The organism is Microbacterium sp. PA5 (genome assembly GCF_049860775.1).
Taxonomy (GTDB): domain Bacteria; phylum Actinomycetota; class Actinomycetes; order Actinomycetales; family Microbacteriaceae; genus Microbacterium.
This window is the reverse complement of record NZ_CP187567.1, coordinates 2,012,834-2,026,673: the sequence shown is the minus strand read 5'-3', so window position 1 is coordinate 2,026,673 and position 13,840 is coordinate 2,012,834. Positions and strand designations below refer to the sequence as shown.

At 71.3% G+C, this 13,840-nt stretch carries 16 protein-coding genes; 14 read left to right on the top strand and 2 right to left on the bottom strand.

Annotated elements, in window-relative coordinates; genetic code table 11:
- The first annotated feature begins 7 nt into the window (after nt 1–7).
- From ACPWUT_RS09475 to ACPWUT_RS09460, 4 genes are read left to right on the top strand one after another with little or no spacing between them, the layout of a single operon-like run.
- Nucleotides 8–730, top strand: coding sequence for a LytR/AlgR family response regulator transcription factor (locus ACPWUT_RS09475; RefSeq protein WP_425836872.1), 723 nt, complete (start codon nt 8–10; stop codon nt 728–730).
- Nucleotides 727–2,058, top strand: a complete 1,332-nt coding sequence (locus ACPWUT_RS09470) for a GHKL domain-containing protein (protein WP_425836869.1) — start codon at nt 727–729, stop codon at nt 2,056–2,058. The genes ACPWUT_RS09475 and ACPWUT_RS09470 overlap by 4 nt, the downstream gene beginning before the upstream one ends.
- Before the next feature lie 39 nt (nt 2,059–2,097).
- Nucleotides 2,098–2,685, top strand: coding sequence for an RNA polymerase sigma factor (locus ACPWUT_RS09465; protein WP_284527701.1), 588 nt, complete (start codon nt 2,098–2,100; stop codon nt 2,683–2,685).
- Complete coding sequence (locus tag ACPWUT_RS09460; RefSeq protein WP_425836865.1) at nt 2,660–3,949, top strand: hypothetical protein; 1,290 nt, start codon at nt 2,660–2,662, stop codon at nt 3,947–3,949. The genes ACPWUT_RS09465 and ACPWUT_RS09460 overlap by 26 nt, the downstream gene beginning before the upstream one ends.
- A gap of 7 nt (nt 3,950–3,956) precedes the next feature.
- Here the strand turns inward: ACPWUT_RS09460 and ACPWUT_RS09455 are convergent, their stop codons facing one another.
- Entirely contained in the window at nt 3,957–4,634 is a 678-nt protein-coding gene (locus ACPWUT_RS09455) for a VOC family protein (RefSeq protein WP_425836862.1), read from the bottom strand.
- Nucleotides 4,631–5,002, bottom strand: a complete 372-nt coding sequence (locus ACPWUT_RS09450) for a VOC family protein (RefSeq protein ID WP_425836859.1) — start codon at nt 5,000–5,002, stop codon at nt 4,631–4,633. The genes ACPWUT_RS09455 and ACPWUT_RS09450 overlap by 4 nt, the downstream gene beginning before the upstream one ends.
- Nucleotides 5,003–5,076: 74 nt before the next feature.
- Here ACPWUT_RS09450 and ACPWUT_RS09445 point away from each other — a divergent pair, with 74 nt between their 5' ends.
- The 10 genes from ACPWUT_RS09445 (at nt 5,077) to ACPWUT_RS09400 (ending at nt 13,813) form a co-directional block, all read left to right on the top strand.
- Nucleotides 5,077–5,487: a MarR family winged helix-turn-helix transcriptional regulator gene (locus tag ACPWUT_RS09445; RefSeq protein WP_425836856.1), complete on the top strand. Its 411-nt coding sequence runs from the start codon at nt 5,077–5,079 to the stop codon at nt 5,485–5,487.
- Nucleotides 5,488–5,549: 62 nt separating this feature from the next.
- Nucleotides 5,550–6,011, top strand: coding sequence for a DUF3817 domain-containing protein (locus ACPWUT_RS09440; protein ID WP_425836853.1), 462 nt, complete (start codon nt 5,550–5,552; stop codon nt 6,009–6,011).
- Between the two features lie 29 nt (nt 6,012–6,040).
- Nucleotides 6,041–6,427, top strand: a complete 387-nt coding sequence (locus ACPWUT_RS09435) for a DoxX family protein (protein ID WP_425836850.1) — start codon at nt 6,041–6,043, stop codon at nt 6,425–6,427.
- A gap of 109 nt (nt 6,428–6,536) precedes the next feature.
- Nucleotides 6,537–7,289: a DUF1684 domain-containing protein gene (locus tag ACPWUT_RS09430; protein WP_425836847.1), complete on the top strand. Its 753-nt coding sequence runs from the start codon at nt 6,537–6,539 to the stop codon at nt 7,287–7,289.
- 64 nt (nt 7,290–7,353) lie between these two features.
- Nucleotides 7,354–8,868, top strand: a complete 1,515-nt coding sequence (locus tag ACPWUT_RS09425) for an ABC transporter substrate-binding protein (RefSeq protein ID WP_425836844.1) — start codon at nt 7,354–7,356, stop codon at nt 8,866–8,868.
- 19 nt (nt 8,869–8,887) lie between these two features.
- Nucleotides 8,888–9,865: an ABC transporter permease gene (locus ACPWUT_RS09420; RefSeq protein ID WP_425842249.1), complete on the top strand. Its 978-nt coding sequence runs from the start codon at nt 8,888–8,890 to the stop codon at nt 9,863–9,865.
- A complete protein-coding gene (locus ACPWUT_RS09415; RefSeq protein ID WP_425836841.1) occupies nt 9,862–10,725 on the top strand; it encodes an ABC transporter permease in 864 nt (287 codons plus the stop codon). Before ACPWUT_RS09420 ends, ACPWUT_RS09415 begins: the two co-directional genes overlap by 4 nt.
- Nucleotides 10,722–11,567 (top strand): ATP-binding cassette domain-containing protein, encoded by an 846-nt coding sequence (locus ACPWUT_RS09410; RefSeq protein WP_425836838.1) that lies wholly within the window; start codon nt 10,722–10,724, stop codon nt 11,565–11,567. The genes ACPWUT_RS09415 and ACPWUT_RS09410 overlap by 4 nt, the downstream gene beginning before the upstream one ends.
- Complete coding sequence (locus tag ACPWUT_RS09405) at nt 11,564–12,331, top strand: ABC transporter ATP-binding protein (RefSeq protein WP_425836835.1); 768 nt, start codon at nt 11,564–11,566, stop codon at nt 12,329–12,331. Before ACPWUT_RS09410 ends, ACPWUT_RS09405 begins: the two co-directional genes overlap by 4 nt.
- Nucleotides 12,332–12,475: 144 nt before the next feature.
- Nucleotides 12,476–13,813 carry a DUF222 domain-containing protein gene (locus ACPWUT_RS09400; RefSeq protein WP_425836832.1) on the top strand — a complete coding sequence of 446 codons (1,338 nt, stop codon included), beginning with the start codon at nt 12,476–12,478 and terminating at the stop codon, nt 13,811–13,813.
- Nucleotides 13,814–13,840 lie beyond the last annotated feature (27 nt).

Sequence of the window (13,840 nt, the reverse complement as noted above, 5' to 3'; positions counted from 1 at the left end):
TGGCGGAGTGATCCGCATCGGGATCGTCGAGGACGACGCGGGTGCCATCGAGCGCCTCCTGTCGCACCTCGACCGTTTCCAACGGGCGCACGGGGAGAAGTTCCACGTCGGCGCCTTCCACGACGGTGCCGACGTCATCGCCGACTACCGGCCCGACTGGGACGTGCTGTTCTTCGACGTGCAGATGCCGAGGGTCGACGGGATGACGGCTGCGCGCCGGATCCGCGAGGTCGACTCGGAGGTCATCATGGTCTTCGTGACGAGCTCTCCGCACTATGCGGTCAGCGGCTACGAGGTCGACGCGCTGAGCTATCTCCTGAAGCCCGTCTCGTACGCGTCGTTCGAGCAGGAGATGACACGCGTGCTGACGCGTATCCGCCGGCGCCCGCGGCGCGAGCTGCTGTTCACCGCCACCGACGGCGCCCACCATCGCATCGGCGTCGACGACATCCGCTACATCGAGTCGGTACGTCACCGCATCGACCTCCATACGTTGGACACGACGTTCAGCATCGCCACCACGGTCAAGGCGATGGAGGCCGAGCTCGCCGACTGCGGCTTCATGCGCTGCCACAGCGGGCTGCTGGTGAATCTCCGGCACGTCACGGGAATCGAGGGCAGCGATTGCCGGATCCGCGGGGGCGGGCGCCTGCCGATCAGCCGGCCCCGGAAGAGGGAGTTCCTGGCCGCGCTGGCGGAGCACATCGGCTCGCGCGGGATCTCGGCGTGAACGACGTCGACGGGCCCGTCCTCGCCGAGATCCCGCGCTACCTGACCGCCATCGCCGAATGGGGTGCCTGCGCCGTCTACATCGTCATCGCGCGTCGCCGCTTCCGGGCGCCTGCCACCGCCGGGATCGCGCTCGGCGGTCTGGCGGCTCTTCTGGCCGTGCAGCTGTGGGCGGGCACCCTGCCGCTGGAGTGGTGGATCCCGGGCATGCTGCTGGCTGCGGCCACGATGTACGCGCTCGTCTTCACCGGCATCGACGCCTCGGCGCGGGGCGCGGGCTTCGTCGTCACGCGCGCGTTCGTACTGGCCGAGCTCGCCGCATCGGGCTTCTGGCAGATCGACAGGTTCTACGCCGGGCTCATCGACCCGTACGTCCAGACCGTCGGCGCGCTCCTCGTGTACGGAACGATCTTCGTGGGGGTGGCCGTCGCCGAGCATCGGCAGTTCACCCGCCAGGCGCGCTTCGACGTCGGCGGCACGCAGCTTGCGGGGGCGGTCGCGATCGCGGTGGCGACGTTCGGCATCTCCAATCTCAGCTTCGTGACGACCGACACTCCTTTCAGCGGTCGCTTCGGAACCGAGATCCTCTACATCCGCACGCTCGTCGACCTGTGCGGCTACATCGCGCTCCACGTGCAGCTGCGCGTGCACAACGAGGCGGTGGCGCGCCGCGACGCGGAGGCCATGGCCCAGCTCCTGCGCAGCCAGCACGACCAGTACGAGATCACTCGTCGCTCCATCGACGAGGTCAACCGCAAGCACCACGACATGAAGCACCACCTCGACGCGATCCGGTCCGAGCAAGACGCCTCGACGCGTGCGCGGATGATCGATGACCTGGAGGAGTCGATCGACCGGTATGGGGCGGTGGTGCGCACGGGCAGTCACGTGCTCGACGCGATCGTCACGGCCAAGATCGCTCGCGCCCGGGAGTGGGGGATCGAGGTCTCGGTGGTCGCGGACGGCCGCCTGCTCGCCTTCATGCGGCCGCTGGAGCTCACTTCGCTCGTCGGGAACGCCCTGGACAATGCCATCGACGGCGCCTCCACGCTCGCAGTGCCGGAGCAGCGGATGATCCGGCTCGCGGTCTTCGCCCAGGACGACTTCACGATGGTGAGGGTGGAGAACACTTTCGACGGCGTGGTGCTGCGAGACGGCGACCGTATCGTGACGCGACAGCGCGGACAGGGCCACGGCTACGGGCTCCGCAACATCGAGACCGCCGCGCTGGCGTACGGCGGCACCGTCTCGGTGATCACCGACGACCGTTGGTTCTCGCTGCGCGTGCTGTTCCCTGCCGCTCACGCGCCGGCGGACGTGTCATCCTGACCTCGTGAACCGAACACGTCAGATCCGCCAATACTGATCGTGACCAGCGACGGCGAGATCATCCGGCGTTCCCTCGCCGCGCCCGCGGAGTTCGCCGCGCTGTTCGACCGTCATGCTCGGGTGATCGGGGCGTTCGTCTCGCGCCGGGCCGGCGCAGATGCGGCCGAGGACATCGTGAGCGAGACCTTCCTGACGGCGTTCCGGCGGCGGGCGTCGTTCGATGCTGAGACGGAGTCCGCGAAGCCCTGGCTCCTCGGCATCGCGGTGCGGCTCATCCGCCGACACCGCGCCGTCGAGGCGGCGCACTGGCGGTCGATCGTCTCAGCGACCCGCGACGCGCACGCACATGACGAGGGCGGGATCGATGCCGCCGACGCACGCACGGATGCGTCCGTGGCGGTGCGTTCGCTCGCCCCCGCGCTGCAGGCGCTCTCGGCGAGCGACCGCGAAACGCTGCAGCTCTACGCGTGGGCAGGGCTGACGTACGAAGAACTCGCCGACGTGCTCGGCGTCCCGGTGGGCACCGTGCGGTCGCGACTGCATCGTGTGCGACGACTGCTCGGCGCCGCGCAGGCGGCCGGCGAGGCGAAGGAGGAGAGCCGTGGATCTGCGTCACGTTCTGGATGAGGTCGGGAGCGACGACTTCGACGCCGCCGCCGTGGACCGCGTGCGTCGGCGGCTGACGGATGAGTTCGCATCGCCCTCGTCAGGTGTCGTGCCCGCGGCGCACGCGCAGACCCGTGCATCCGGAGCGTCAAGGCCGCCCGGCCGCGCCCGGGGCCGCGGACTCCCACGGAGATGGCTGCCGGCGGCGACCGCCCTGGCCGCTGTCGCCTGCATCGTCGCGGGGGTCGCCGGGGCCGTCGCGTCCCGTCCCGACGCGGACGTTGTGGGCGTGCAGCCGACCCCGACCTGGCAGCCGCTCGGCGACTACCGCTGCGGCGAGGTCGTCGTCGACGGCGACGCCCTCGTCGCCGACGTCAGGGCGTCCGAGCTCGACGCCGAACATGCACGGATCCTGCGAGAGGCCGCACCGGGGATCGCGTCGCACGCGGCCGAGTGGGTCGTAGGCTCCCAGGCGGGCGGGGAACTGCTGCTGCTGGCGCCGGCGAAGACGGCGGACGAGTCGAGCGCGGATGTGACATTCGCGCGGATCTTCGCGGCGGATGCGGTGGGGGAGCGCACGCTCCTGACGGGACGCTGCGCGCTCTGGCGCGACGTGCCGGACGGAGAAGCGGTGGCGTTCGAGGTGGCGCCGATCGTCGACCCGCGGTCCGCCGAGCTGACGGTCACCGTCGAGACGCACCGCTGCGCACCGCGCGCGGAGGACTACGAAGTGTGGGCGGTGACGGAGACCGCCGACACCGTGGAGGTGACCGTGGCGCTGTCGTATCGTGAGCGGCGGGTGGAGGCCCTGTGCCTCCCGCTGGAGCCTGCGGTGTTCGAACTGACCGTCGAACTCGACGATCCCGTCGGGGAGCGCACGGTCATCGACGTCGGGCACGCGTCCGCGTCAGAGGTGTTCGGCACCGACGACGTCCGCATCGACCCCGAGCGCCCGGTCCCAGCGACGGTTCCGGAACCGCCGGGCGGCTCCGGCGCGGTGACGTGCGGATCCGCGACGGTCACCGCTGAGGGCCTCGCCAGCACGACGACGGTCGACGACCTGGTCGGCCCGACCGCCGACGCGGTCCTGTCGTCGGGGTTGTGGGTGGACGGCGACATGTGGCGCCTCGTGGAGGACTCGCCGGGACGCGTGCGCGTCCTGCACCTGCTGCCGGGCGGAGAGGCCGAGCTGTACGAGTTCACGCGGCTGAGCGTCTACGGGGGTCTGACCGCCGAGTGGACGGAGCCCTTCCTCCAGAACTGCACGCTCGTCCCGGCCGGCTGAGTCGGGCTCACGCCATCGAGTCGGCCCACCCCGCGATGTCGACGCCGTGGTTGTCCGGCGACGCCATCGTGTACCACTTGGGCGCCTGCGAGTCGTCGACGATGCGGCCGCCGGCGGCGACCGCCGCCTGGACCCGGGCCTCGACCTCCTCCGCGGGGACCGACACGTCGATGTGCGTGCGCCCGCGGCCCGGCCGCGGCGGAGAGATCTCGTGGAACCACAGGTGCGGTCCCCGCCGGAGCGGATCGGTGAGGTCTTCGGCGCCGTTGCGCTCGTAGGTTCCGAACGCCGCCTCCCAGAACGGGCGTGTGTCGACGCCGGCGTCCTGCGCCACGGCGATCCCGACCACCTGCAGTCTGCTCGGGTCGGGACGCAGGCCCATACTGTGGGCCGCGACGCTGATCGCGGCGGCGAGCTCGCCGTCCTTGCGGCTCAGTGCTCCGTCACGACGGCTGAAGGCACGGATCGTGACGCCCTCGGGTCGCACGTCGACGTCGGGGTCGTGCCCGACCTCCGCGGCGGCCGCCGCGATCGCGGCGACGAACTCCGCTGCCTCGGCGAACGAGCCGGTGGCGTAGAACGCGTGGGCACCCCAGTAGAGCACCCGCCAGTCCTCGACGCCCGCCATCGCGTGGAACTCGAGCGGAAGGAGCTGCGTGAACTCCTCGGCGTCCGGCGTCGTCATGACCACACCGGCAGCTGCTGGAGGGTCCACGTGTTCCCGTCGGGATCGTCGAACGTCACGAAGCGGCCCCAGTCCAGCTCTTCGACGCCCCGTGCCGTCACTCCCGCCGCCTGGAGCTGCGCGAGGGCGGCATCGGCGTCGGGGACGACGACCTGGATCGTGTTCTGGCGCCCCGGCTCGAGGTCGATGCCCAGTCCCTCGCCGATCGCGATCGAGCACGCCGATCCCGGTGGGGTCAGCTGCACGAACCGGATGTCGGGCGATGGCCGCTGATCGTGGTCGGCATGGAAGCCGATCCCGACGTAGAAGTCCTTCGCGCGGTCCACATCGGTGACCGGGACGAAGATGAGCTCGATCTTCCAGTCCATGGGAGTCTCCTTCTCTCGCAAGTCACGGTACGCGGGGCCTCCGACACGCCGTGCGCGTCGTTAGCATGGTGCCTATGACCGACGACAAGCCTCGATTCAGCCCCGTCATCGCGCTGCTCGCGGTGTCGGCGATGTGGGAGGGGCAGCTCGCGGCGATCCTGCGCGATCTCGGGATCACGACGCGCAAGTTCGGGCTGCTCGGCCACATCTACGCGGAGCCGGGCATCTCGTTCTCCGAGCTCGCCCGCCGTTCGCACATCACCGTGCAGTCGGCGCACACCGCGGTGCGGACCCTGGTCGACGACGGGCTCGTGGAGGACGCGACGGCTCACGCCGGTGCGGCCAGCGATCTCAACGTGACCCCGAAGGGTGCCCGCGTGCTGCAGGAGGCGCGGGACAGGCTGTTCGAGCTCGACGGCGTGCTCTCCCAGCGCCTGCCCAAGGTGGCCGAGTCGCTCGACGGCATCCGCGCCGGAATCGTCTGAGGCGCCGCCGACCGCACGGGCAGCTCACAGGGTCGTCCCCTTCCTTCAGGTAAGCTGAAGGCGTGTTCCGCACCCCTGCCTCCGCCTTCCGCATCCTCGCCGTCGCCGAGGCCCTCACCTGGACCCTCCTCATCACGGCCCTCATCCTGCGTGCCGCCCTCGGCTGGAGCCTCGCGGTGACCGTCGCCGGCGGCATCCACGGGTTCGTCTTCCTGTCGTACGGAGCCACCGCCGTGCTCGTCGCGCTGAACAACCGCTGGCGCCCGGGCCCGACGGCGCTCGCCATCGCGTCGGCGGTGGTCCCGTATGCGACCATCCCCGCCGAGATCCTGCTCCACCGCCGCGGCCTGCTCGGCGGACTCTGGCGCACGTCGCCCGCCGCCGAGGCCGCCGACCGCCGCTGGTACGACACGCCCCTCCAGTGGTTCCTCCGTCGCCCGTGGGTGCTGGTGCTCCTCATCGCGCTCGCGGTGACCGCGCTGTTCGCCGTCCTCCTGCTCATCGGGCCTCCCGGCGGCAAGTGACGACCCGCGCGCCGGGTAGCGTGGCCCGCATGATCCGCATGATCGCCCGTGCCGCGCTCGCCGCCCTGCTCATCGCGGCGGGGGCCGCCCACCTGACGACGCTGCGCCGGGGGTTCCGCATCGCGGTGCCGGACTGGGCGACCCGCGTGCTGCGCACGGACAAGGACACGATCGTCGTCGTCTCGGGTGTGGTCGAGGTGGCGCTCGGCGCCGCGCTGGTGCTGCTGCCCGCCGAGCGCGCCCGGATCGGCACCGCGATCGCCGCGTTCTTCGTGGCCGTGTTCCCCGGCAACGTCCACCAATGGCGTCAGGGCACCTCGGCGCCGGGGCTCGACACGGACGCACGCCGACTGGCGCGCCTGTTCCTGCAGCCCGTGCTCGTCGCGTGGGCGCTGTGGGCGACGCGACGTCGTTGAGCGGCGGCCGCCACGACGGAGGGGCGCTCGCCGGTGCGGGCGCAGATCTATTCAGGCGAAACAGTCTGCAACGGAATTTCTCGGACGCACAGGCGTTTGATTGCCTGTCATGGTGAGTCTGCGCGCGATCGAGTCCGAAGAGAAGTCCTACCTCGAGTGGGCCGACGCCCGTCGGCGCACGGTGACCGCCCCGCAGGGTGCGCTCGCGCTCGTGCTCACCCACTGGTCGCCCGCCGGGGCCGAGCCGGTGGCGGAGGAGACGGCCCGCGACGGACACCCCGCGTCGGCGCTGTTCACGCGCCTGCAGCGCACCGACCTCGAGACGGGCCTTCCCCAGGAGGGCTACCGGATCTGGCGAGAGGACTCGCCCGCGAACCTCGCCTTCGAAGACATCGAGCGGTACGACTACGACCCCGCCTGGGTCATCGAGGGGCGCTTCGAGCTCGTCGACGAGGACCGCGTGGTCCCCTTCGAGCACATCAAGGACGCCGGCGCGACGCGCACGCTCCCGGTCTCGGGCGATCTGGTGTTCGACGTCGACGGCACCGAGTACCGGCTCGCCGCGTTCGACACGGTCTACGGCGGGACGGCCAAATTGCAGCTCGTGTTCGGCGACCGGACCAACGGCGCCGAGTCCTACGGCGCCGGGCGCTTCCTCTTCCTCGACCATCCGGCCGCGGCGGCCGGACTGACGGCGGGCGACAGCATCCCCGTGACGGTCGACTTCAACCGGGCGACGGTGCCGCCGTGCGGCTTCTCGAATCAGATGAACTGCCCGCTGCCTCCGCTGCAGAACCGCCTGCCGTTCCCGGTGCGGGCCGGCGAGCGCCGCGTGCGGTTCGCCGACGGCTTCTCGCTCTGACCTGCTTCCCCCCTCCCGTCGGCCCCGCACCCGGCCGACGATCATCCACAGCAAAGGAACTGACGTGACTTCACGCCGCCTGTCCCGCCTCCTGACCGCCGCGGCCGCGGCCGCCGCCGGGGCCCTCGTCCTCGCCGGCTGCGCGGCCGGCACCTCCGGCGCGGGCGCCTCGGCATCGGCCGACCCCGCCGCCGAGATCGTCGTGGGCTCCCAGAACGAGCCGACGAACCTCGACCAGATCTTCGGCGGGTCATCGGGCGTCACCGAGGTCTTCACCGGCAACGTCTACGAGGGCCTGTTCAAGATCACTGACGACGCCGAGGTCGAGCCGCTCCTGGCCGCCGAGACCGAGGTGTCGGACGACGGCCTCGTGTACACCTTCACGCTGCAGGACGCCACGTTCCACTCCGGCAAGGCGCTCACCGCCGACGACGTGAAGTACAGCCTCGAGCGCTTCATCGGCGAGGACTCCATCGCGGCCCGCAAGAATCAGCTGAGCGTCATCGACGCCGTCGAGGCGCTGGACGAGAAGACCGTCGAGGTCACGCTCTCGCAGCCGTCGATCAGCTTCACGTACAACCTCGGCTACGTGTGGATCGTGAACTCCGAAGCGGGCGACCTCACCACCACGGCCGACGGCACCGGCCCCTACGCACTGGCGGACTACCGAAAGGGCGACTCCATCACCCTCGAGGTCAACGACGACTACTGGGGCGAGGCGCCCGCCAACGGCGGCGTCGTCTACCAGTACTACGCCGACCCGACGGCGCTGAACAACGCGCTGCTCACCAACGCCGTCGACCTGGTCACCAGCCAGTCCAACCCCGACAGCCTCGCCGAGTTCGAGGCGGCGGGCTTCCAGATCATCGAGGGCACCTCGACCACCAAGGAGCTCCTGGCGTTCAACGACCGCACCGCGCCGTTCGACTCGGTGGAGGTGCGGAAGGCCGTGTACTCCGCGATCGACCGTCAGAAGCTGCTCGACGCGATCTGGGACGGCCGCGGCGAGCTGATCGGCTCCATGGTCCCGCCGTCTGAGCCCTGGTACCTCGACCTCGCGGACAACAACCCCTACGACCCGTCGCTGTCCGAGCAGCTGCTCGCCGAGGCCGGCTACGCGGACGGGTTCACCTTCACCCTCGACACCCCCGATTCCGGCGTGCACTCGACGGTGGCGGAATTCGTGAAGTCCGAGCTCGCGAAGGTCGGCATCACGGTGGAGATCAACATCATCACCGACGACGAGTGGTACCAGAAGGTGTACACCGACACCGACTTCCAGGCGACCCTCCAGGGTCACGTCAACGATCGCGACATCAACTTCTACGGCAACCCGGACTTCTACTGGGGCTACGACAACGCCGACGTGCAGACGTGGCTGAAGGAGTCCGAGGCGGCCGCTACCGTGGAGGAGCAGGCCGAGCTCATCAAGAAGGCGAACCAGCAGATCTCCGATGACGCGGCCAGCGTGTGGCTCTACCTCAACCCGCAGCTGCGCATCGCCGCGGACGGTGTGACGGGGGTGCCGCAGAACGGCCTCAACTCGCTGTTCTACGTGTACGACATCGCGAAGGCGTAATCCCGGAAAGGTCGGAGCGATCACCCGCTACCTGATACGACGGACAGGATTGCTGCTGCTGGCGTTCGCGCTGGCGGTGACGATCCTGTTCGTCGTACTCCGGGTGCTCGGCAACCCCGTCTTCGCGCTCATCTCGGTGGGGGCCACCGACGCCGAGATCGCTGCGGCCGCCGCCCGGCTCGGGGTGGACCGTCCGATCCCCGTGCAGTTCGCCGAGTACGTCGGGCAGCTGCTCTCGTTCGACCTCGGGCAGTCCTTCACCAACCGGCTCTCCGTCGGCGACGAGATCGTCCGCCGGCTCAACGTCACGCTGCCGCTGACGCTCATCTCCTTCGCGCTGTCGGTGCTGATCGCGGTCCCGGTCGGCTTCTTCGCCGCCTGGAAGGCCCGCACGTGGTACGGCACCGCGTTCTCGGCCGCGGCGCAGCTGGGCGGCGCGATCCCGGTGTTCTGGGTCGGCATCCTGCTCGTGTCGGTGCTCTCCCTCGGCTGGCGCCTGTTCCCGGCCGGCGGGTTCCCGCGCACCGACTGGGAGGACCCGGGAGCGGCGCTGTACGCGCTCGCCCTCCCCGTGCTGACGATCGCGCTGGTCGCCGGGAGCGACCTCGCCCGGTATGTGCGCAGCGCGACGCTCGACATCCTCGGACAGCAGTACCTCCGCGCCGCGCGCGCCACGGGGCAGAGCTTCGGCGCGGCGCTGCGCCGTCACGGCGTCCGCAACGGCGTCGTGCCGCTCATCTCGATCCTCGCCATCCAGCTGTCGACCACCTTCGTCGGCGCGGTGATCATCGAGCGGGTCTTCGCGCTGCCGGGTCTCGGCGACATGCTGCTGGTCGGCATCAAGGAGCAGGACTTCCCCAGCGTGCAGGGCGTGCTGCTGTTCTCCACCGCTCTCGTGCTGCTCCTGGGCTTCGCCGCCGACATCGCCCAGCGCATCATCGACCCCCGGCTGCGGGACAGCCTGTCGGGCAACCGGCGGACGAGGGCCCGCGCATGACCGCCGTCACCCTGCCCGCGACCACGCCGCCGCCGGCCCGCCCGCGGCGTCGCCGGTCGGTCAATCTCGCCGTCGGCGCTGTGCTGTTCGGACTCATCGCGGCGGTCGGGATCCTGTCGGTCTTCTGGACGCCGTACGCGTTCGACGACACCGAGGGCGGACGCCTGCAGCCGCCGTCGGCCGAGCACTGGGCCGGCACCGACCGTCTCGGTCGCGACCTGTTCACCCAGCTGATGATCGGCGCGCGGCTCGCGCTCGCGGTCGGCTTCGGCTCGGTCGCGATCGCCGCCGTGGTCGGGATCTCGCTGGGGCTGCTGGCCGCCGTCGCCCGCCGGTGGGTCGACGACGCCGTCTCGAGTCTGCTCGACATCGCGATCGCGTTCCCGACGCTCCTCCTCGCCATGCTCATCGTCGCGTGGCGCGGGGCGTCGCTGGAGTCCGCCATCCTCGCGATCGGCCTCGCGGGAGCGGCGGTGATCGCGCGCCTGACGCGGGTGACGGCCACGCGGGTGCTCGCGCAGGACTTCGTCACGGCCTCGCGCACGTCGGGCACGGGGACGCTCGGCGTGATCCGGCATCACGTGCTCCGCAACGTCTGGCCCACCCTCATCGTGCCGCTCGCGCTCCAGTTCGGGGGAGCGGTCGGCGCCGAGGCGTCGCTGTCGTACCTGGGTCTCGGTTCGCCCCCGCCGAATGCGTCGTGGGGGCGGATGCTGCAGGAGGCGCAGAGCACCGTGCTCGTCGCGCCGACCGCGGCGGTGCTGCCCGGGATCCTGCTGGTGGCCCTCATCATCGGCGTGAATTTGCTCGCCGACGGACTCCGCGACGTCGCCGACCCCACGACCAGGAGCATCCGATGAGCGCCGAGACCGTGCCGGCGATGCTCGAGCTCGCGGGGCTGTCCGTGCGCGTCGGCGGTCCGGAACCGCGCGCGCTCGTCCACGGGGTGGACGTGACCCTCGCGCCGGGCGAGCGACTGGGGATCATCGGGGAATCCGGATCGGGCAAGTCTCTGACGGCGCTCGCGGTGCTGGGCCTGCTGCCCTATCCGCTGGTCGCGGGCGGGTCGGCGCGGATCGCCGCGCCCGGCGGCGCCGTCGAGGTGGTCGGTGCGCCCGCACGACGCCTGGACGGCGTGCGAGGGGCGGTCGTCAGCGCCGTGTTCCAGGAGCCCCTGGCCTCGCTGGACCCGCTGATGCGCATCGGCCGGCAGCTGGAGTGGCCGCTGCGCCATCATCGCGGACTCCGTGGCGACGAACTGCGGCGCGCGGTGCTCGACGCGCTCGCGGAGGTGCAGCTGGCCGAGCCCGAGCGCATCGCCCGCTCCTACATCCACGAGATCTCGGGAGGTCAGCGCCAGCGCGTGGCGATCGCGCTCGCCCTGGCCGCCGATCCTCGGCTGCTGATCGCCGACGAGCCGACCACGGCGCTCGACGTGACCGTGCAGGCCGGCATCCTGGAGCTGCTGCAGCGGGAGGTGACGGACCGGGGCATGTCCCTGCTGTTCATCAGTCACGACCTCCCGGTGCTCGCCGGGATCGCCGATCGGGTGCTCGTCATGAAGGACGGTCGCCAGGTCGAGCTCGGCGCCACCGCGCAGATCCTGGGCGCGCCCGCCGACCCCTACAGCGCGCAGCTGGTCGCCGCGTCGCGCCGCCTCGACGAGTTCCTTCCTGCACCGGGGGAGGGGACGGACGCATGACCGACATCACGCCGCTCCTGGCGGCCGAGGGGGTGGGATTCGGCTACGGCCGCTCCCGCCCTGTGCTCGCCGATGTGTCCCTCGCGGTCGGCCCGGGGGCGAGCCTCGGGCTGGTGGGCGAGTCGGGGGCGGGCAAGACCACCCTGCTGCGCCTGCTGCTGGGTCTGTCGCTCCCCACCGCCGGTGAGGTCCGCTTCGACGGCGACCGGCTCGATGTGCGCGACCGCCGGAGCATGCGTCGGTTCCGGCGAGCGGTGCAGCCGGTGTATCAGGACCCGTTCTCCTCGCTCGATCCGCGGATGACGGTCGGCCGCTCCATCGCGGAGCCGCTGCGCTCGCTGCAGATCGAGGGCGATCACCGCGCGCGGGTCGCGGAGCTGCTGGCGGCGGTGGGACTTGCCCCCGATGCGGCGGACCGCTATCCCGACGCGTTCTCCGGAGGCCAGCGACAGCGCATCGCCATCGCACGCGCCCTGGCCCCCCGCCCGCGCCTGCTGCTGGCCGACGAGCCGGTCAGCGCACTGGACACCTCCGTCCGCATGACCGTGATCGAGCTGCTCCAGCGGCTCGCGCGGGAGCAGGGCATCGGCTTCCTGCTGGTGTCGCACGACCTCACCATCGTCTCGGCGCTGTGCGAGCGCATGGCGGTGCTCGAGGCGGGGCGGATCGTCGAAGAGGGCGCCACGAGATCGGTGCTGACGGCGCCCGCTCACCCGTACACGCGGCGCCTGCTCGCGTCGGTGCCGCGGCTTCCCGCGGTGTGATCGGGATCGGGGCGGGCGTCGACGTCGGCGCGGCGCGTCGCCTTCTCCTCCCCAGAAGACAGCGATCAGGGGTTATCCACAGGAAACCCCGCTGACCGGGGATTCTCGGGGTCGGGTGTCGGGGGCTCCGGGAAGAATCGGGGCATGACGGACACCGCCACGATCACCGCCGGGATCGCCTCCGACGTGGACGCGGTGGTCGACGAGCTGGTGGAGATCCAGCGGGGACTGTCCGCGCTGCAGGCACGACGGGCAGCGGTGCTGACGCGTGCCGCGGGGATCGTCCGCGCGCAGGACGACGTGGCGGGTCCGTCGGAGGTGCGGGACATTCCGATGCGGTCGATGGCGGCGCAGATCGGCGCCGCGCTGCGGGTGTCGGACCGCACCGTGCAGCGCGACCTCTCCGATGCGCTGGTGTTCACGGGGCGGTTCGGGGCGACGTGGGCGGCGCTGGCTGCGGGGGAGGTCTCTCCAGGGCACGCGCGCGTCATCGTCACGTCGGGGCTGGCGATCGAGGACGACGAGGCTCGCGCGGCGTACGAAGCCGTGGTGCTCGACGTCGCCCGGCGCGAGACGCCCGCGAGGGTCAAGCCCGCCGCCCGGCTGCTCGCGGCGCGACTGCATCCGGTACCGTTCGCGGAGCGGCACGCCGTGGCGGCGAAGGGGCGGTCGGTGTGGGTGCGCGACCTCGACGACGGGATGGCGGAGCTGATCGCGACCCTGCCGGCGCACCTCGCCCACGGGATCCGCGACCGCCTCGACCGGTACGCCCGGCGCGTGATCGACGCGCGCGGTGGTGCAGGAAGCGCAGAGGCGGGTGCCGCGACGCTGCTGGATACGTCGATCGCGCAGGACTGCCGCCGGATCGATGAGGTCCGTGCCGACGTGTTCGCGGACCTGCTGCTGACCGGGCACGCGACGCCCGAGGTCTCGAACGCGTCGACCCCCGAGACGGACGCGATCGTCGCGCACGTGCAGATCAGCGTCCCGGTACTCACCGTGCTCGGTGCGGACACCACCCCGGCGGAGCTCACCGGCCGCGCGCCCATCGACACCGCGACGGCGCTGCGGCTGGCGGGCACCGCGTCGGGATGGGACCGGGTGCTCACCCACCCCGTCACCGGAACCGTGCTCGCGGTGGACCGGTACCGGCCGAGCGACCAGTTGAAGCGGGCGCTGCGGGTGCGGGATGAGCATTGCCGGTTCCCCGGCTGCCGGATCCCGGTGCGAAGGTGCGACATCGATCACACCACCGCGCGAGAACACGACGGACCCACCGAACTCGGCAACCTCGCGCACCTGTGCCGCCGGCATCACACCCTGAAGCACCACTCCGCCTGGCGGGTGAGACAGACCCCCGACGGGGTCTTCCACTGGACCAGCCCCACCGGCAGACAGTACCCCGACCGGCCCGCGCGGACGCTGGTGTTCGTCCCCGACGCGGAGCCTGACGCCGGGACGGATCTCGGAGCGCCCTTCTGAGCGACCGCCGGCCGCGGAATCCCGGGG

Excerpts from the sequence above, each read along its gene's own strand:
- ACPWUT_RS09455 (WP_425836862.1), bottom strand. The coding sequence starts at position 4,634 with ATGACGACGCCGGACGCCGAGGAGTTCACGCAGCTCCTTCCGCTCGAG.
- ACPWUT_RS09450 (WP_425836859.1), bottom strand. The coding sequence starts at position 5,002 with ATGGACTGGAAGATCGAGCTCATCTTCGTCCCGGTCACCGATGTGGAC.
- ACPWUT_RS09445 (WP_425836856.1), top strand. The coding sequence starts at position 5,077 with ATGACCGACGACAAGCCTCGATTCAGCCCCGTCATCGCGCTGCTCGCG.
- ACPWUT_RS09435 (WP_425836850.1), top strand. The coding sequence starts at position 6,041 with ATGATCCGCATGATCGCCCGTGCCGCGCTCGCCGCCCTGCTCATCGCG.
- ACPWUT_RS09430 (WP_425836847.1), top strand. The coding sequence starts at position 6,537 with ATGGTGAGTCTGCGCGCGATCGAGTCCGAAGAGAAGTCCTACCTCGAG.
- ACPWUT_RS09415 (WP_425836841.1), top strand. The coding sequence starts at position 9,862 with ATGACCGCCGTCACCCTGCCCGCGACCACGCCGCCGCCGGCCCGCCCG.
- ACPWUT_RS09410 (WP_425836838.1), top strand. The coding sequence starts at position 10,722 with ATGAGCGCCGAGACCGTGCCGGCGATGCTCGAGCTCGCGGGGCTGTCC.
- ACPWUT_RS09405 (WP_425836835.1), top strand. The coding sequence starts at position 11,564 with ATGACCGACATCACGCCGCTCCTGGCGGCCGAGGGGGTGGGATTCGGC.
- ACPWUT_RS09400 (WP_425836832.1), top strand. The coding sequence starts at position 12,476 with ATGACGGACACCGCCACGATCACCGCCGGGATCGCCTCCGACGTGGAC.